Origin of the sequence: Pseudomonas sp. WC2401, from assembly GCF_041200115.1 — a bacterium.
In the GTDB taxonomy this organism is placed as follows: Bacteria; Pseudomonadota; Gammaproteobacteria; order Pseudomonadales; family Pseudomonadaceae; genus Aquipseudomonas; species Aquipseudomonas fragi.
Map to the genome: position 1 here is coordinate 1,234,173 of NZ_CP165623.1, position 16,436 is coordinate 1,250,608.

The window sequence follows — 16,436 nt, forward strand, 5'->3', positions numbered from 1 at the left end:
TCACCCCTGTACGTGCGTGCATTTCGGTTGAGATGTGGTGAACGGCCCATGCACAGGTGATGGGTGCACCTGCGCCACGAAGTAGTCCAGGTCGGGCAAGAACCACTCGGTGATGGCTGGGGTGTGTGCGGTATTCCAGGCGGCGATATGCAGGCGGTTATCGCCGCCGTCCCACAGGTCGCGCCGAATCTGTTCGGCGCTGATCCAGACCACCGGCGTCTCTAGCTGGCGTGCCCAGAACAGGGCTTCATTGGATAAATGGGCGCCCAGCGTTACGCGTGGATCGAGCAGGTTTTTTGGCAACGCAAGGTCGATGGACGGCATGCGTACCTGCGCCAGGAGCCGCGTGTGCTCACCACAGCGGTCCCAAATGTGCCGGGCCAGCGTCGACAGCAGGGTGTAGTACTGCTGGTTGTTGACCAGCACCGGGGTGGGGTTGTCGTGTGCGTACACACTTCGGCGTGCATAGTCTTGCGTTTCGAACAGTGGCAGGTTGCGAGCTGAACAAGGGACAGGCCGGCTGTGATCCGGATTGCGCTGCAACAGCAGCGAACAGGTTTGCGCGCTCTTCACATTTCACCTTCCAGTGCATGGTGCAGATCGGGCGCGAGGGTTATCTGGGCAATCGAAAAATAGCCGTTCATGGCCAGCGACGACACGATGCAGTCGCTGCCGGGGTGCGCGGAGCCTGCGCCAAGCTCGCCCAGTAGTGAAAGCCAGGGGTCGCTGCCGAAGGAATGACCGAATCGCTGATAATGGTCGGCGTGCACGCAAGCCGTATCGAAGCACTTGAACAGGGCGCGGCGCGACATCTCGGGGAAAAACGGTACGGCGATACCCAGGCCAGGCCGGCTTTCGGTGAAACTGCGCAGGCCTCGCCCTAATTGCAGCAGCGCATTGGCCTGGCTTGCAGTGCCGATGAACAGCATGTTTTGAGCCTCTGCAATTACATCAATCACTAAGGTGCAGATGCCAAACCCGGATTTGCCCCAACGGTTGTTGCCTAGCCAGTAAGTAAAATTGTGGATGTCTGTGTCGACAATCTGCAGCAACAGCCTGCGACGCCCGTTGAACTGCGCCTTGCCCTGGATATAGCGCAGGATGAAACCCCAACCCGTGCATTCATAGGCGTTGGTTATCCAGTCAGGACGGCGCCCGTAACGGGTGGCAATCGCCTCCTGGAAATAGTCTGCATGGGGCGAACCGTCTGCCAAAAACTGGGACAGCACGGTCGAGCTCACCACGTAATCGTCGATAGGCCCTGCGTCGCTTGCATAACGGTACGCCTCATCGCCGACCCGCTGCCCCAACGCCAACGCTGCATCCTCCAGGCTCACCTGGGGCGACACAAAGGGTGTTTCTGTGCGCAGGTAAGCCAGCGTATGGACCGTGAAAGCCGGAACGGTGCCAAGTGACGGCGTTGATGCAAAGGGCGGCGAGTTCGACATGGTGAGCTTCTGGTATGAGGGTGGCTGGCGATCAGGCGACTTGTTGCTGATGCAACTGGGTGTCGATTTGCTCCAGGGTGGTGTACTGCGTGATGTTCAGTTGCTCAGGGTCAATGGATCCGTAGAGCTGTTCGCAATAGACGATCAGCTCAACCACATTGAGTGAATCGATACCCAGTTCACCCAAGCCGACGTGGGTATCGACGGATTCGATATTGAGAATCTTGGCGGCTTCTTTCTTCAGAAGTTCCAGGGTGTTGAGGGTTTCAGTCGTCGTTGTCATAGGTGCTTCTCCTGGGGGTACAGCGGATTAAAGTGAGGCGGATTCAGGCTTGGCCACGCGCATGCTTGCGCGCAATTCGTGGTAACAGCGGTACGAGCTGCCTTCCATTTTGGTAAACGCCAACAGGTCACGCTGGTCGAGAAAACTCGGCACGGCGCCGCGGCTGACCAGATGCAAAAGCAGTTCATTGGAGGCGAGTTTCAGTGCCAGTACGCGCTGCACGTCTTCGCTCTCGTAGCGGTCGGAGAGCGTCTTGGTGCGGGCGGCGGCGGCGATGAAATCGCGGGACGCGCGTTCGTCCGGCGTCAGTTCGAGGCGCCCCTGACTAGCCAGCCAGTCAAGATGGGCCATCAGTGCGCGCACCAGAAAAGGCCGTACCGTCGTCAGGTATTTTTTGAGTACCGCGGGGCCGCCCACTGTCAGGCGATCCTCCTGGGAAACCTGCACCGTGCCCTTGACGTTCCCCAACTGCACCACATCGCCGAGAAAGGGCTCGCCGCAGAGCGTTCGCTTGAGGGTCTTGTATTGCTCGGGCCAGACCAGGAAGGCCGACGGGAAAAACGAGCCCGGCGTGCGGGCGGCGACGATGGCCATACCGTCGAGGTTGGCGTACATGCCCCAGACCTTGTCGATATGCATCTTGAAACCCTCACCTTCCGGCTGGGCGACCGTGCGCCAGCTCGTGAGGGTTGGGCCGCCGGCATCACTCATCAGGAAACGCAGGGCGCTGCCGGCATCAATGCTGGCGCGGGCCCGTGCATATTGATCCGGCGTCAGGAACAGCGAAAACAAATGGGCGAAGTTCTGCATGAAGGATCGGTAGTGCAACGCCAGACCGTCTTGCTGAATGCGCTCCAGAATATGTTCCAACTCGTGGGTCGGCTGCGACAGGGCCACCGAGGGTCGGTTCAATTGTTCGGCAGACTCGTAGTTGTGCATCGTCTGCGAAATCAACATGTCTGAATCCATCAATCGCACGCAAGCGCGCGAGATAATTTGGATCAAGTGAGCAGGCAGTTCGCCATATATGGATAAGCGATGAACAACCGGTTGTGCACAAAGATTCAATAATGAATGACGTGACGAACGAGCATCCATACCTTGCGTCAAGGTTTGCATAGTGAGTGATCCAGTATTTAAAAGTTGCAGTGCGTCAGACGATCGGTGTCACTGGCTGGCGGGTACTTTAAATAACAAGCTGCGCTATATCGGTTTTGTCTTTATTGTCCATTACTGTTTGGAGATAAATTGTCCGACACTCCAGGCGTTTAAGTTTGTTGCTGGTGGTGCGTGGCAAACTTCCGGGTGCTACAAAGGTGATGGCGTGGGCACCAAATCCAAACTTGTCGCGCAACTGGTTTTGAAGTTGGGTGCGCAGCTCGATTTGAGCCTGTTTCGCGTCAAGCTCGATCATAATCGCCAGGCTTTCGGTTCTCTGCGCTTCGTCGTAGATGCCGAAGGCCGCAATGGCATTACCACCGCTGGCCAATAAAGGATGTGAGGCAATGACATCTTCAATTTCATGGGGGAAATAATTACTGCCCCGGATGATGATCAGTTCTTTCTTGCGGCCGAGTACAAACACATGTTCATCCACTCGATAACCTATATCCCCGGTCGCAAACCAGTCGCCGCTTTGGTACGGCTCGGCCTGGCCTGCGGCGGGTAAATAGCCGGACATGACCGAGGTGCCGCGTATAAATATCTCGCCCACTTCGCGGTCCTTGGCGTCGGAACGATCCAGGGCTTTGACGGCAACTTGCATGCCCTCAATCGGCCGGCCCATCGACAGTACGGTTTCTACCCTGCGAGTGTTCTCGTCCGCGCGGCGAGCCTGCCAATGGTCGATCACCGCGCCGGAATCGATACGGTCAGCAATGACGTAGGCGAGCGCCTGCTTGTCGTAATTGAAGTTCGTATTGTGCATGGTCACCGCCAGCGTCGATTCCGCCATGCCGTAACAAGGCTGCAGCGCAGACCGTGAAAGCCCGTGCGGCGCGAATGTCTGTGCAAAGTCCCGCAGGCAAACTTCATCCACCCTTTCGGCGCCGACAAAGATATTGCGCAACTTGTGCAGATCCACCTCTTTCATGGACGCTTCGCGGTAACGGCGAATGCAATACTGCAGGGCGAACGTCGGCGCCGCCGTGGTGGTTGCGCCAAAGCTGGACATGCGCTTGAGCCAGCCCAGCGGGTTGCGAATAAAGCTGGCCGGCTGCATCAACAGCAGGGGTGCCTGGTAATACAGGTTCGACAGAAGCGTCACCAGGCCCATGTCGTGATGCAGCGGCAGCCAGGAAGCAGAGGCGTCGCCGCGCTCGGCACTGTAGCCAACCACACCGCCGATACCGCGCACATTGGCGATGACATTGCGATGGCTGAGGATGGCGGCCTTGGGGCGACCGGTCGAGCCCGACGTCAGTTGCACATGATGGCCGCTGTCTGGTTGGCAGCGTTCCACGCGCACTGGAAACCCTGCGCTGGCAGCGACCCTCACCTCTGCGCTTGAGACCACACGCACAGGCATGCGAGCCAGCAAACTCTGGAGTGCGGGGGTGTTGCTTTCGGATGCGATCAACAGGCGCGGTGCAAACAACTGACAGGCAACATGTATCTGGTTGCGCGGCGAGTCTGCCATCAGCCTTCCAGGCAGCGCGACCGTGCAAGGCAAGGCGCCAATCAACACGCATCCCGTCAGTAGCAACAAATGATCGATGGATGCCGGCAGGGCAAGAATAACCAAGTCATTACGAACAACCCCCAGTTCGGTCAGGGCTGAAGAAACAGCCAATGCTTGTTGTGCCAATGCCGCATAGGAAATGCTCTTTTCTTCCCCGTTCTCTTCTATGACAGTAATCTGTCGCAGTGCGCTTTGCTGTGGGTTATCCAGGGCAGACAAAACAGCATCGATCATTGTTTCCAATTTCCGAACTCCGGGAAGTCAGTCAAGTCAGTCAAGTAAGACTGTTAAATGTTACAAATTCAATACAGCACTCGAATGAGCATACAAACCTGTAGTGCCCGGTGTGGCGGACTCTAGGGGATGAAATAGTGTTTGTAAATATGTCAGGTGAAACTTTCATAATCTTTCATGTTGGTTTGCGATCTGCGGTATTGGCTAGTTTTTAACTGGGTGTGCAGCTGTTTAACGTTCTAAACGTTGAGTGCTCTGGGTTGGGTGTTTTGTATTTAAATGGCGTGAGCAGTTGTTTGCTTTTGTAGTACGTGGCGACGTTATAAGTCAGTCGTGCGGTCTTAACTAAGTCTTGGGTGAGGCAGAATAAACCGAGTTTTAAAGTTTTCGTTTATCGAGGCGGTCGAACTAATTTAATAATAGTGATGCCTGTCACTTATTGAGAGCTTGATTTTCTTCTGGTCGTTTATTGCGGTGCTGAAGGCAGGTTTTTTGATTACACATTTTGTCTGGTTGTGTATGCCAGGGCGGTAACTTCTGTTAGGCCTCGACCGATTATTTCCGGCAGCTGACGTGACATTGACTATGCTCCACTTGATCGAAAACGCAGGCGCGCCCCGTATCGAGCCTAATCCCTTCGATTCGGCTGGCCTGTCAAGGATGCTCAGGAGGCCCCCGGGTTTGTTCAAATTCAAAACGTTGATTTTGTTGTTCGTCGTGTTGTTTTCAGGCAACGGCCTGCTCCAAGCCGCGCCCACACTGGCTTCCGTGATCAAGGCCGAAGAGGCGGATGGGAAGCCGCCTGTTCTGGTTGATGGCGGCCTGCTGGGGGCTTTGGGTGCTGGCATGGATGAGGTTCAGGACAAACTGGGCCTGAGCATGCACCTGCTGGACACCTGGGGGCTGCGTACCGAGCGTGCGGCTGATGAAGTGGGGGCACTGGTCGAGCAGGCATCCAGCCATCCGTCATGGCGCGGGCTGGCCGATTTCTTCCTGTTGTCGGTCATCTGGTTTGGCGCATTTTTCGGGCTGATGTTTGTCGGGCGATGGCTGGCGCGTTATCTGCTCACAACCCGGCCGATTGCTGGCAGGCCGCGCATTCAGGCGTTGGTCAAGTATGTGGCGCCGTATATGGTGCCCGCGCTGCTGTCCTTGTTGCTGACCCTGTATGCCAGCCGATTCTTGCAAGACACGCTGGGCCGCTCGTTCGGCCTGAGCCTGACGTATGCCGGCAGCGGCGGGGTGTTTTGCGTGGCGCTGGTGCTGTCCCTCAGCACCTTGTTCGATACGGGGCACAAGCGGCGCGCGGTGCAGATCATTCGCCAGTACTCCAGGCGCCCGCTGTTTTTCATCGGTTTCTCTTCAGCCCTGAGTGATGCGATGGGCAGCCCGCAAATCGCCCGGCAAATTGGTGGCAATATCGCCAGTTGCCTGTCGGTGTTTGCCGGGCTGCTGGCGTGCTGTGTGTTTGCCTGGCTGGTGGTGCGGGTGCGGCGCCCGGTGGCCCACCTGATTCGCAATCGGGCCCTGGCGCAGCGGCTCGGGCAGCCGGCCTTGCAGGAGTCCTTGCGGATTTTTTCGGTGCTCTGGTATTGGCCTGTGCTGCTGATGTTGCTGGTGAGTGCGCGTAATTTGCTGGGGGTGGGCGAGGGCAGTGAACGCGCCTTGCGCAGTGCCTTGCTGACATCGGGCCTGCTGATCGGTACGGTTTTTTTGAGCACGGTGCTGCACCACTCGTTTCGAACCCGAACCCAGCGTGCGGGGGCCTACCAGGAGCGGTTTATAGGCGTGGTCTACGCACTGCTGCGTATTGCCCTGGCCGTGACCTTTATCGAGTTGCTGGCCAAAGTCTGGGGTTTTTCGTTGCTGGCCTTTGCGTCAGACAGCAGTACCGGCAAGGTCATCAGCGACTCACTCGGCCATATCCTGTTGATTCTGCTGGTGACCTGGCTGACCTGGGTGGTGCTCGATACGGCCATTCAACAAGCCCTGGAACCGGCCACCAACCGCCGTGGCAGCCATGAGCCCAGCACGCGGATCAAAACCATCCTGCCGCTGGCGCGCAATGCGATCAAAGTGATTCTGGTGGTGATCTGCACCATCACCACAATGGCCAATCTGGGCGTCAACGTTGCGCCTTTCCTGGCGGGTGCCGGGGTCATCGGCCTGGCCATCGGTTTTGGCTCCCAGCAACTGGTACAGGATGTGATCACCGGGCTGTTTATCATTATTGAAGACACCATCTCGGTCGGCGACTGGGTGGTGATCGACTCCGCCCACGCGGGGACAGTGGAGGGGCTGACCATTCGCACCTTGCGCCTGAGGGATTCGCGTGGCTTTGTCCACTCGGTACCGTTTGGACAGATCAAGGCGGTGATCAATCATTCGCGGCAGTTTGCCTATGCCTTTTTCTCAGTGCAGTTCACCTATGACACCGACATGGACAAAGCCACTGCCCTGATCCGCGAGGCCGGCAACCAGATCAGCAATGACCCCTTGCTCAGGCTCAGCCTGCAAGGTTCGCTGACGATTTTCGGGGTCGACAGCATGAACCTCGACGGCGTGACCATCACCGCGCAGTTCCGCACCATGTCCGGGGCGCAGAACACCGTGAGCCGGGCATTCAACGACCGGCTGAAAAAGCTTGTGGATAAATCGGCGGATGTTCATTTCGCGCAACATTATCCACAGGGGTTTCTGATGCCCGTGCGCGAGACGGAACAAACGCCGCCAGCGCAGGCTTTGGCGCAACGGTCTGGGGTATTACTGACGGATATTCCGCCCGGATCCCAATGAAGGCCTTTTAGCATGAGGCAGTTTGTCAGTGACGTGTGGGCCAGAAACCCGCAAAATGCGGCTATCTTGATTAGGGTCAGCAGCTTTCACGGCTGATTTTCTGGTATACATCACCGTTCTGAATAGACTGAGCCTGCATACTTTATGCGAATGCGCCTTATGTTATTGGGCGGCGGAAATGCCCTCGGGCAGGCGCTGATTCGTCTGGGTGCCGAGGAAGACATCAATTTCCTAGCCCCGCGCCCGCCGCAAGACGGTTGGGACGCCGCGAGCCTCACGCAACTGCTCGATGACACCCGCCCGGATGCGGTCATCAACCTTGCGTACTACTTCGACTGGTTTCAGGCGCAGTCAGTAAGCGAGGCCCGGCTTGCCAGCCAGGAGCGCGCTGTCGAGCGTCTGGCGGAGCTGTGCCAGCACCACAACATCATCTTGTTGCAGCCTTCCAGCTATCGGGTGTTCGATGGCTCGCGGGCGACGGCCTACAGCGAAAAAGACGAACCCGTCCCGCTTGGGTTGCGCGGCCAGGCGTTGTGGCGCATTGAACAAAGTGTTCGGGCCATTTGCCCGCAACATGTACTGCTGCGTTTTGGCTGGCTGCTCGATGACAGCCCCGATGGCACTCTGGGGCGCTTCCTGGCCCAGGCCGAGAAGCCGGGCGAGTTGCTGATGGCCGATGACCGACGGGGCAACCCGACACCGGTGGATGATGCTGCGCGGGTGATTATCTCGGTACTCAAGCAGCTTGATTGCGCGGCGCCACTGTGGGGCACCTACCACTACGCCGGGCATGAGGCGACAACGCCGCTGGCGCTGGGGCAGGCGATCCTGGCCGAGGCCCGCAACCTGCACCCGCTGGCAATTGAAGCGCCGACACCCCAGGCGCACGCCGCACGGCCCGATGCGGCAGAAGAACCCCAGCACGCGGTGCTGGCCTGCAAAAAAATTCTACACACCTTCGGGATCAAGCCTCGCGCCTGGCGTGCGGCACTCCCCACTTTACTGGACAGGTTTTATCGTCATGGTTGATGCTCCCGTTTTAATCACCGGTGGCGCCGGTTTTATTGGCTCCAATCTGGTAGACGCCTTGTTGGCCAAGGGCTACTCCGTAAGAATTCTCGATGACATGTCCACAGGCAAACGCAGCAACCTGCCAATGGACAACTCGCGGGTCGAACTGATTGAAGGCGACGTGGCTGACGCCGCACTGGTTGCCAAAGTCATGGCCGGTTGCAGCGCTGTGGTTCACCTGGCAGCAGTTGCTTCGGTGCAAGCCTCGGTTGACGACCCGGTGCGTACCCACCAAAGTAACTTCATCGGCACCCTGAACGTGTGCGAAGCCATGCGCGAGGCAGGCATCAAGCGCGTTGTTTTCGCTTCCAGTGCTGCGGTCTACGGTAATAACGGCGAAGGTGAGTCGATTGTTGAAGACACCCCTAAAGCACCGCTGACACCGTATGCAGCTGACAAGCTGTCCAGTGAGTACTACCTGGATTTCTATCGTCGACAGCATGGTCTGGAGCCGGTCATTTTCCGCTTCTTCAACATCTTTGGCCCACGCCAGGATCCTTCCTCGCCATACTCGGGCGTGATCAGCATTTTCAGTGAGCGCGCTGAAAAGGGTTTGCCGATCACCATTTTCGGCGATGGCGAACAAACGCGTGACTTCGTCTACGTTGGCGATCTGGTGAAGATTCTGGTGCAAGCCGTTGAAACCGAGAACGCAGAAGAAGGCGCTGTGAACGTTGGCCTGAACAAAGCGACCACGCTCAACCAGATGCTTGCTGCACTGAGCGAAGTCGTCGGCGAGTTGCCGCCGATCAGCCACGGCCCGGCCCGCTCTGGCGACATTCGCCATTCGCGTGCCGACAACAGCCGTCTGTTGCAGCGCTTCACATTGGGTGAAACCACACCAATGAGTATCGGGCTGGCGCGCCTGCTAGGCCGCTAGTAACCGCCCGCCCACAAAAAAGGCGCCTTTCAAAGGCGCCTTTTTTTATGATTGCCGGGTTTAGAACTTGTAGCCCAGGCCAACCATGTAGACCCACGGATCGACGTCTACGTTGACCTTGGCACGAGTGCCCGGCGCAACGGCGTTGTTTTCCACGGTGGCACGGGTATCGATATCGATATAGCGTGCCTGGGCGTTGATCATGATGTTGTCGGTCAGCATATAGTCAGCACCCAGCTGCCAGGCCATGCCCCACGAGTTTTTTGCCTTGAAGTTGTCGAAACCTTCGGCGCTGGCGCGGCTGCCGACGTGCTCGTCGTAGATCCAGGTGTAGTTGATACCGGCACCGACATAAGGCTGGAATACCGACTTGGAGTCCAGCGGGTAGTACACAACGCTCAGGGTTGGCGGCAAGTGCTTGAGGGTACCCAGTTTGCCGTTGGCGGCTGCCAGGCCGGTGCCCTTGAGTTTGACGTCATGCTCAAACGGTGTGGCTGCCAGCAGTTCGATACCCACATGGTCGGTGATCATGTAGGCGAAGTTGAGACCCAATTGCGTGTCGCTGCTCATGGTTGCCTTGCCACCCAGGTCGGCGCCCGCTAGCGGGCCCTGATCAACCTTGACGCTGGAGCTGTCGGCCTTCGGGTTTACCGTGATGGCACCGGCACGCACGATGATGTCGCCTTCCGTGTGTGCATGGGCCAGAGGGGCGACGACGGCGAGCGCAAGGGCGGCTGCGCTGAGCAAAGACTTGTGCATGGGAGCTCCATTGGGATATTTAAAATTTATATAACCAATGGTAATGAGCGCCCCGGCCTGTCCAGTTGACCCAGCTCAATGAAAGCGTGAAGTTGTGAAAAATTCGTTAATTGCCAAGAGCGCCCTCACCCCAACCCTCTCCCGGAGGGAGAGGGGGCTGATTGGGGGCGTTGCGCAAACCTGCTTTTGCTTTTAGTCCCCTCTCCCTCTGGGAGAGGGCCAGGGTGAGGGGCCTTTGGGTTTACTCAGGCAGTTCGTACACCACGATCCGCTGAGCATCCATCTGATACCCCGCATCCGCCAGTTCGCTGGTGCTTGGCTTGACCTGCAGTGCCCCGACGATCCAGTACGGCTGGTACAGCTCGTCGAGCTTGACCCCCTCTTTACTGGTCACATGCACGATCTGATTCGACGGCGGTGGCGGCACATGGATGCAGGCGCCGAAGTAGGGCACCAGCAAAAAGTCGGTGGTACGCCCGTCTTCGCTGACTTCAAGGGGCACGATATACCCCGGCAAACGAATCAACTGGCCATCCAGCGCCGGGACCACCGGCGCATTGGGCAAGTCCTGTTTGGCTGCCGGAGCGGCTTCCATGCTGCCCATTTGCGACAGGTCGTGCAGCGGCGTCATGTCCGGTGCTTCAGGCGGTGCATCCGCCGGGATCATCTCCGACCAGGTCAGCTCCTTGGGTTCGGCCGCCCACAGCGGGGTCGCAACCAGCAGTAACAGCGCCAGCAGCACGCGGGACATTGCAGACCTTTTCATAGACTCAAGCTCATAAACGAATGGACAGACCATCGGCCAGCGATTGTCGGTAGGCGCGCCATGCCGGCACGCAGCCCATCAGCAGGGCTGCGGCCAGAATACCGCCGAGCAACGTCCATTCATATTCACTTGGCCATGCCAGCGGCAAATACAGGCCGTAATTGGATTGCACATAGCCTTGGGCTACGGCAATGCATACATACAGTAACCCTACGCCCGCGATCACCCCGGCCAATGCCAGCGCCAGTGCTTCGAAAATCAGCAGGGTGGCGATATGCCAGGGCCGGGCGCCCACGGAACGCAAAATCGCCATCTCGCGGCGACGTTCATTAAGGCTGGTCAAGATGGCCGTGAGCATGCCGATCAAACCGGTCAGCACCACAAACAGCGACACCACAAACAGCGCTTTTTCAGCGGTGCTCATCAGGCTCCACAGCTCCTGCAGGGCCACGCCGGGCAAAATCGCCATCATCGGCTCACCGCGGAAATCGTTGATCTCCCGTTGCAGGGCAAAGGTCGAAATCTTGCTGTTCAGGCCCAGCATAAACGCGGTGATGGCCTGGGGCGTGAGGTCCATATTACGGGCCTGGTCGGCGCTGACACGCCCGGCACCGTGGGCTGGCACACCGTTATGCCAGTCGATGTGGATCGCTTCCATGCCGCCCAGGCTGATATGCAGCGTGCGATCTACCGGGGTGCCGGTGCGCGCGAGAATGCCGACCACGGTAAACGGCTTGTCGTCGTGCTTGACCAGGCTGATCGCTGCCACGCCGTGAGCCAGCACCAGCTTGTCGCCCAGTTTGTAATGCAGGGCCTCGGCGACTTCGGCGCCCAGCACCACCTCGAATGGATCAGTGGCAAAAGGGCGGCCGCTGGCCAGCTTGAGGTTTTGCTTGTGGCCGTACTGGTAGTGCTCGAAATACGCTTCACTGGTGCCCATCACCCGATAACCGCGATGTGAGTCGCCCAGGGACATGGGGATCGCCCATTTCACCTTGGGGTTGTTGGCGAAGTGCTCAAAGCTGTCCCAACGAATATTGTTGGTGGCATTGCCGATGCGAAACACCGAATACAGCAGCAGATTGACCGAGCCCGAACGGGCGCCGACGATCAGGTCGGTGCCGCTGATGGTGCTGGCAAAACTGGCGCGGGCTTCGGTGCGCACCCGCTCGACGGCCAGCAGCAGGCATACCGACAGGGCAATGGCGAAGGCGGTCAGCAGTGCGGTAAAGCGACGGTTGGCCAGGCTGGCCAGCGCTAGACGAAACAGATACATCTCAGACCTCTACCGACAGGGCGGCGCGATTGAGTTCAGACAGCGACAGGTTACGGTCGAATAAAGGCGCCAGGCTTTGATCATGGCTGACAAACAGCAAGCTGGCGCCGGCCTCGCGGCATTCGGCAAACAGCAACTGGATAAAGGCTTCGCGAGCATCGGCATCGAGGGCTGAGGTGGGCTCGTCGGCAATCACCAGTTCGGGCTGGCCGATCAGGGCACGGGCGGCGGCCACGCGCTGTTGTTGGCCGATGGACAGCGAATCGGCGCGACGCTCCAGCAGCGCCGGGTCTTTGAGGCCCAGATGCGTGAGCAGGGTTTGCGCGGCGTTATCCACACTGCCATGGCGTTGCACGGCGCGGCTGGCACGCAGCCTGGAGAAGTGGCATGGCAGTTCGACGTTCTCGCGTACCGATAAAAACGGCAGCAGATTGAACTGCTGAAATATGTAACCGGTGTGATCAACCCGAAAGCGGTCGCGGGCGCCTGAACCCAGCTCCCCCAACTCCTGACCCAGCAGGCGGATGGTGCCGCTGTTGGCTTTTTGCACGCCGCCCAGCAGGCCCAGCAAAGTAGTTTTGCCACTGCCACTGGGGCCTTTGAGAAACAGGGTTTCACCCGGCTCCAGGCGAAACGCCGGAATATCCAGCAGCACGGGGTGGCCCGGCCAGCTGAAGCTCAGGTCGCTCAGTTCGATAAGTGCTTGGGTCATGGGGGGGAGAATCGCCTGGGAGTGGGGGAATACTGTCTGTGGCAGCGGGCTTGCTCGCGATTCAGACGCTGCGGTCTGTCATGCACACCGAGGTGATGTCATCGCGGGCAAGCCCGCTCCCACAGGGGGAGGCAGGTGTTTAAAACTTCAGCGTAGGTGCCTTGGCCGTCACTTCCACCGCTTGCTGGCCACTTGGGCCAATCAGTTGCACCTTGAATTTATGCGTGCCCGGGAATGTCTTGAAAAACTGCGACAGATCCAGCGTTTTCAAAGCGTCCGGCGTGCTGCAGGTAAACGCATAGTGGGCTTCGATATCGCTGTGATGGTGCTCGCCCTTGGCGCTGCCTTCTTCAGGTGCCGGGTCGAACAGCGGGCTTTTCAGTTCCTGGGCCTCGGCAGTGCAACCGGCGGCCTTGGGAATGCTGAACAGCACCAGCGGGTTTTCCAGTTGCTTGCGCGCCGACTCGACCTTGGCCTTGTCTGCCTCAGTAGTGGCCACATGCTCAAAACCCACCAGGTTCATCGACGGACCGTCCAGGTCCAGTTCCAGGGTCTGACCGTCCAGCGCGACATTCAAACTGCCCACGCCATGCTCGTGGGGTGGCAGGCTGTCGTGCTCATGGTCGTGAGCGTCGGCGGCATGAGCCATCGCCAGCGGCAACAAGGCAAACGGCAAAGCAAGAAGCAAACGGCGCATGGGAGGACTCCGGCAAGAAATGTGAAAATTTTGTTATGTGATCTTATAACAAGTATGCCGAGAGTTTGCCCGTGTGCTTGGCGTTACGCAAGACGCATGGGAGCATGGCGAGATGAAAATTGAGGAGCACGACGATGGTGCGCATTCGCGGAACAATAGGCGACTGGCCGGTGGATTTGACGGTGGAGCTGGATGACAGCGATTGGGCGAAGCTGGGCGCGCAGTTGCCTGTGGCTGATGCACCGGTGAGCCAGCCGGCTGCCAGGCCCGTGAACCAGGATGATGCCGTGTGGGAAGCCACCAAGGACTTGCTGCGCAAGGCCGGGCAAATGACCGGGCCTGAGTTGCTGGGGCAGCTTGAAGCGCTGGCCGGCAGCACAGGCGCAGGCAAACGCCTGTTGGTGCGCCTGCGCCATTGTGCCGAGGTGAAAGTGGTCAGCGGGGCTGACTCACCGATCTATAGCTGGGTTGACGGGGCGTAACAAAAAACCTGTAGCAGCTGACGAGCAACGCGAGGCTGCGTTCGGCGGCGAAGCCGTCGTAAACCCGGCAAGCGCGATATAACTGAAACACCAAGGCTGAATGGTTTTACGACGGCTTCGCCGCCGGACGCAGCCTCGTCCCTCGGCAGCTGCTACAGATATGTATCGGCGTTTAGTACAGCGCAGCAAACAGCTTGCGGCGGTAGGTGGTGACCAGCGGGTGATCATTGCCCAGCAGGTCGAACACTTGCAGCAGGGTCTTGTGGGTAATGCCTTCGTTGTAGCTGCGGTTGCGGGTAAACAGCTTCAGCAGACCGTCCAGTGCCCCTTCATATTGCTGGCGCGCCAGTTGCTGGATTGCCAGTTGATACGCTGCTTCGTCGTCCTGGGGATTTTGCGCCACGCGGGTCTTCAAATCGGCTACATCCGGCAGGTCAGCGGCCTGGCGCAAGAACGTCAGTTGCGCCTTGGCGCCCGCCAGTTCGGCCTTGTGCTCGTCGCTCTTGACCGCATCCAGCACCGCTTGCGCTTCAGTCAATTCACCACGCTCGGCCAGGCAGCGGCCATACAGGATCAGCGCTTTGGCGTTGCTGTTGTCTTCAGTCAGGATGTTTTTGAGCAGGGCTTCGGCATCGGCAAAGCGGCTTTCGGCAAACAACGCCTGGGCTTGCACCAGCGGGTCTTCAACCGCGGCTTCGGGCATGACCACGTGAGGCGCGAGCATGGCGCGAATGGCCGACTCAGGCTGGGCTTCCTGGAAACCGTCGACAACTTTGCCGTCTTTGAACAGCACCACGGTGGGCAAGGTCTGGATGCCGATACGGCCCACAATGTCCTGCTCAACGTCGCAGTTGACCTTGGCCAGCAGCAGTTCGCCCTGATAATCCTCGGCGATCTGTTCCAGGATCGGCAGCATCACTTTGCACGGTGCGCACCACTCGGCCCAGAAATCCACCAGTACGGGTTGGTCGAAAGACGCCTGGACCACCAGTTTGTCGAAGTCAGCGGAGGTTACGTCGAAGCTGAAAGAGGGCGTAGGCTGATTCATTATGTGTCTCGAAGCAGGTAAATGAGGGCAACTATAAAGGCTGTGCCGGGCGGCTGAAAGCGCTTGGCTCACGGCACGCGTGATACAGGCTGACGTTGCGAAATTCGTGGGGCTCGGCCAGGTCGGGCAGGGTCAGTGCCTTGAGCATGGCCAGTTGCCGATAAAGTGGATGCTGAAAGTCGCGCACGCGGGAATCGGCCACCAGGGTTTGTTGCCCGCGGGTGGGGAACTGATCCAGCAATGGCAGGTTTTCACGGTCGTACAGCACGTCGGCCACCAGGATCAGATCGAACCGGTCGGCTTCGGCAAAAAAGTCGCTGGAATAACCCAGTTGCACATCATTGAGTTGCGCATTGGCCCGGCAGGCCGCCAACGCCAGAGGGTCAAGGTCGCAGGCCACCACTTCCAGCGCCCCGGCCCTGGCGGCAGCAATCGCGGCAACGCCGGAGCCGGTACCAAAGTCCAGCACGCGCTTGCCCTTGACCCACTGCGGCTGCTCGGCCAGAAAGCGTGCGAGTGCCAGCCCGCTGGCCCAGCAAAACGCCCAGTAGGGCGGCTCGTAGAGAATGCGCCGGGTCTCGTCGGCGGTGAAAGCGCGATCCATGTTGTGCGCATCGATCAGCCAGAGTTTGAGCGCAGTACCGGGCAAGTCGGTGGCCACCAGCCGCGCATCACCCAGCAACGCGCTCAACGACTGCTGCAGGCCAAGCGGTGTATTCATGGTGCCTTGACGAATGCCAGGGTACCCAGCGCCTGGGTGGTGGGTTGATTGATGATGCGTGAGGGCAAATGCAGGATCAATTGCCCGGACTGGCTGGCGCGGCCGCGCAGCTCGACGCGCATGCCGGTCGGGAAGGCTTGCGGGTTGAAACGCAGCTTGAAGGGCAGGGCCTGGTTGTTGCCGAGAATCTTGCTGCTGGCCATCAGCCCCTGGGGGCGGCCACGGTCGTCGACGATCAGCATGGCCAACTCCACCTCGGCGCCTGCCGGTACGCCCGTCAATACGCCGCTCAACTCGCGCTGATAAGACGGCAGCGGACCGAGGTCGGCCGGGGCGTCGGTTTTGGGCTGCGCCAGCACTTGGGGCTGTGCCGATTTTGGCGGTTCACTGCTACAAGCCACCAGCAAACTGGCAAGGCACAGCAAAACAAGCGTTCGTAGCGGCATACACGGCTCCAGCGGCAGGTCAGTCGGTGTATCAGATGGTTTAAAACATAGTAGCCCGTCTGTATACCGTAAAGCCTATGGCTTGTCTTGCCAGTGGGATGCGCTAACATGGCGCTCCCCATTTTTGTTGGCTGCCA

17 protein-coding genes are annotated in these 16,436 nt (G+C 58.9%); 4 read left to right on the top strand and 13 right to left on the bottom strand.

The features are described 5' to 3' along the window. The 5 genes from AB3G35_RS05615 to AB3G35_RS05635 form a co-directional block, all read right to left on the bottom strand. A complete protein-coding gene (locus AB3G35_RS05615; protein ID WP_369782369.1) occupies positions 1–573 on the bottom strand; it encodes a hypothetical protein in 573 nt (190 codons plus the stop codon). Continuing rightward, positions 570–1,448, bottom strand: a complete 879-nt coding sequence (locus AB3G35_RS05620; protein ID WP_196883177.1) for a hypothetical protein — start codon at positions 1,446–1,448, stop codon at positions 570–572. Before AB3G35_RS05620 ends, AB3G35_RS05615 begins: the two co-directional genes overlap by 4 nt. A 31-nt stretch (positions 1,449–1,479) precedes the next feature. Further along, positions 1,480–1,731: an acyl carrier protein gene (locus AB3G35_RS05625; RefSeq protein ID WP_016779209.1), complete on the bottom strand. Its 252-nt coding sequence runs from the start codon at positions 1,729–1,731 to the stop codon at positions 1,480–1,482. A 27-nt stretch (positions 1,732–1,758) separates the two neighbouring features. Continuing rightward, positions 1,759–2,688 carry a hypothetical protein gene (locus AB3G35_RS05630; protein ID WP_340079014.1) on the bottom strand — a complete coding sequence of 310 codons (930 nt, stop codon included), beginning with the start codon at positions 2,686–2,688 and terminating at the stop codon, positions 1,759–1,761. A gap of 229 nt (positions 2,689–2,917) precedes the next feature. Beyond that, entirely contained in the window at positions 2,918–4,645 is a 1,728-nt protein-coding gene (locus AB3G35_RS05635; RefSeq protein WP_369782725.1) for an AMP-binding protein, read from the bottom strand. Between the two features lie 681 nt (positions 4,646–5,326). On the opposite strand from AB3G35_RS05635, the gene AB3G35_RS05640 reads away from it, so the two are divergent. The 3 genes from AB3G35_RS05640 to AB3G35_RS05650 all read left to right on the top strand — a co-directional run bounded on the left by AB3G35_RS05640 (position 5,327) and on the right by AB3G35_RS05650 (position 9,392). Next, positions 5,327–7,441 carry a mechanosensitive ion channel family protein gene (locus AB3G35_RS05640; protein WP_169911146.1) on the top strand — a complete coding sequence of 705 codons (2,115 nt, stop codon included), beginning with the start codon at positions 5,327–5,329 and terminating at the stop codon, positions 7,439–7,441. A 144-nt stretch (positions 7,442–7,585) separates the two neighbouring features. Then, positions 7,586–8,470, top strand: coding sequence for a sugar nucleotide-binding protein (locus tag AB3G35_RS05645; RefSeq protein ID WP_106116879.1), 885 nt, complete (start codon positions 7,586–7,588; stop codon positions 8,468–8,470). Then, positions 8,463–9,392 (top strand): NAD-dependent epimerase/dehydratase family protein, encoded by a 930-nt coding sequence (locus AB3G35_RS05650; RefSeq protein ID WP_106116878.1) that lies wholly within the window; start codon positions 8,463–8,465, stop codon positions 9,390–9,392. The genes AB3G35_RS05645 and AB3G35_RS05650 overlap by 8 nt, the downstream gene beginning before the upstream one ends. A gap of 60 nt (positions 9,393–9,452) precedes the next feature. Here the strand turns inward: AB3G35_RS05650 and AB3G35_RS05655 are convergent, their stop codons facing one another. The 5 genes from AB3G35_RS05655 to AB3G35_RS05675 form a co-directional block, all read right to left on the bottom strand. Further along, positions 9,453–10,151, bottom strand: coding sequence for an OmpW family protein (locus tag AB3G35_RS05655; RefSeq protein WP_016779215.1), 699 nt, complete (start codon positions 10,149–10,151; stop codon positions 9,453–9,455). A 241-nt stretch (positions 10,152–10,392) separates the two neighbouring features. Beyond that, positions 10,393–10,902, bottom strand: coding sequence for a DUF3299 domain-containing protein (locus AB3G35_RS05660; protein ID WP_169844898.1), 510 nt, complete (start codon positions 10,900–10,902; stop codon positions 10,393–10,395). 25 nt (positions 10,903–10,927) lie between these two features. Further along, positions 10,928–12,193 (bottom strand): ABC transporter permease, encoded by a 1,266-nt coding sequence (locus AB3G35_RS05665; protein WP_134049161.1) that lies wholly within the window; start codon positions 12,191–12,193, stop codon positions 10,928–10,930. A gap of 1 nt (position 12,194) precedes the next feature. Then, positions 12,195–12,905, bottom strand: a complete 711-nt coding sequence (locus tag AB3G35_RS05670) for an ABC transporter ATP-binding protein (protein WP_106116876.1) — start codon at positions 12,903–12,905, stop codon at positions 12,195–12,197. Between the two features lie 139 nt (positions 12,906–13,044). Beyond that, on the bottom strand, positions 13,045–13,602 hold the full coding sequence (locus AB3G35_RS05675; RefSeq protein WP_106116875.1) for a DUF2796 domain-containing protein: 558 nt from the start codon (positions 13,600–13,602) through the stop codon (positions 13,045–13,047). Positions 13,603–13,736: 134 nt separating this feature from the next. On the opposite strand from AB3G35_RS05675, the gene AB3G35_RS05680 reads away from it, so the two are divergent. Beyond that, positions 13,737–14,084: a hypothetical protein gene (locus AB3G35_RS05680; protein WP_016779220.1), complete on the top strand. Its 348-nt coding sequence runs from the start codon at positions 13,737–13,739 to the stop codon at positions 14,082–14,084. A gap of 172 nt (positions 14,085–14,256) precedes the next feature. Here the strand turns inward: AB3G35_RS05680 and trxA are convergent, their stop codons facing one another. Genes trxA through AB3G35_RS05695 form a run of 3 tightly spaced genes read right to left on the bottom strand, consistent with a single transcriptional unit; the run spans position 14,257 to position 16,299 of the window. Then, positions 14,257–15,132 (bottom strand): thioredoxin, encoded by an 876-nt coding sequence (gene trxA, locus AB3G35_RS05685; RefSeq protein WP_016779221.1) that lies wholly within the window; start codon positions 15,130–15,132, stop codon positions 14,257–14,259. 31 nt (positions 15,133–15,163) lie between these two features. Continuing rightward, positions 15,164–15,853 carry a methyltransferase gene (locus AB3G35_RS05690; RefSeq protein WP_369782370.1) on the bottom strand — a complete coding sequence of 230 codons (690 nt, stop codon included), beginning with the start codon at positions 15,851–15,853 and terminating at the stop codon, positions 15,164–15,166. Continuing rightward, complete coding sequence (locus AB3G35_RS05695; RefSeq protein ID WP_016779223.1) at positions 15,850–16,299, bottom strand: hypothetical protein; 450 nt, start codon at positions 16,297–16,299, stop codon at positions 15,850–15,852. Before AB3G35_RS05695 ends, AB3G35_RS05690 begins: the two co-directional genes overlap by 4 nt. Positions 16,300–16,436: the final 137 nt, after the last annotated feature.

Bases quoted from the DNA above. Each gene is read 5' to 3' on its own strand.
- AB3G35_RS05620 (WP_196883177.1), bottom strand. From the start codon at position 1,448: ATGTCGAACTCGCCGCCCTTTGCATCAACGCCGTCACTTGGCACCGTT.
- AB3G35_RS05695 (WP_016779223.1), bottom strand. From the start codon at position 16,299: ATGCCGCTACGAACGCTTGTTTTGCTGTGCCTTGCCAGTTTGCTGGTG.
- AB3G35_RS05690 (WP_369782370.1), bottom strand. From the start codon at position 15,853: ATGAATACACCGCTTGGCCTGCAGCAGTCGTTGAGCGCGTTGCTGGGT.
- AB3G35_RS05670 (WP_106116876.1), bottom strand. From the start codon at position 12,905: ATGACCCAAGCACTTATCGAACTGAGCGACCTGAGCTTCAGCTGGCCG.
- trxA (WP_016779221.1), bottom strand. From the start codon at position 15,132: ATGAATCAGCCTACGCCCTCTTTCAGCTTCGACGTAACCTCCGCTGAC.
- AB3G35_RS05630 (WP_340079014.1), bottom strand. From the start codon at position 2,688: ATGTTGATTTCGCAGACGATGCACAACTACGAGTCTGCCGAACAATTG.
- AB3G35_RS05665 (WP_134049161.1), bottom strand. From the start codon at position 12,193: ATGTATCTGTTTCGTCTAGCGCTGGCCAGCCTGGCCAACCGTCGCTTT.
- AB3G35_RS05675 (WP_106116875.1), bottom strand. From the start codon at position 13,602: ATGCGCCGTTTGCTTCTTGCTTTGCCGTTTGCCTTGTTGCCGCTGGCG.
- AB3G35_RS05655 (WP_016779215.1), bottom strand. From the start codon at position 10,151: ATGCACAAGTCTTTGCTCAGCGCAGCCGCCCTTGCGCTCGCCGTCGTC.
- AB3G35_RS05625 (WP_016779209.1), bottom strand. From the start codon at position 1,731: ATGACAACGACGACTGAAACCCTCAACACCCTGGAACTTCTGAAGAAA.
- AB3G35_RS05635 (WP_369782725.1), bottom strand. From the start codon at position 4,645: ATGATCGATGCTGTTTTGTCTGCCCTGGATAACCCACAGCAAAGCGCA.
- AB3G35_RS05660 (WP_169844898.1), bottom strand. From the start codon at position 10,902: ATGTCCCGCGTGCTGCTGGCGCTGTTACTGCTGGTTGCGACCCCGCTG.
- AB3G35_RS05680 (WP_016779220.1), top strand. From the start codon at position 13,737: ATGGTGCGCATTCGCGGAACAATAGGCGACTGGCCGGTGGATTTGACG.
- AB3G35_RS05650 (WP_106116878.1), top strand. From the start codon at position 8,463: ATGGTTGATGCTCCCGTTTTAATCACCGGTGGCGCCGGTTTTATTGGC.
- AB3G35_RS05645 (WP_106116879.1), top strand. From the start codon at position 7,586: ATGCGAATGCGCCTTATGTTATTGGGCGGCGGAAATGCCCTCGGGCAG.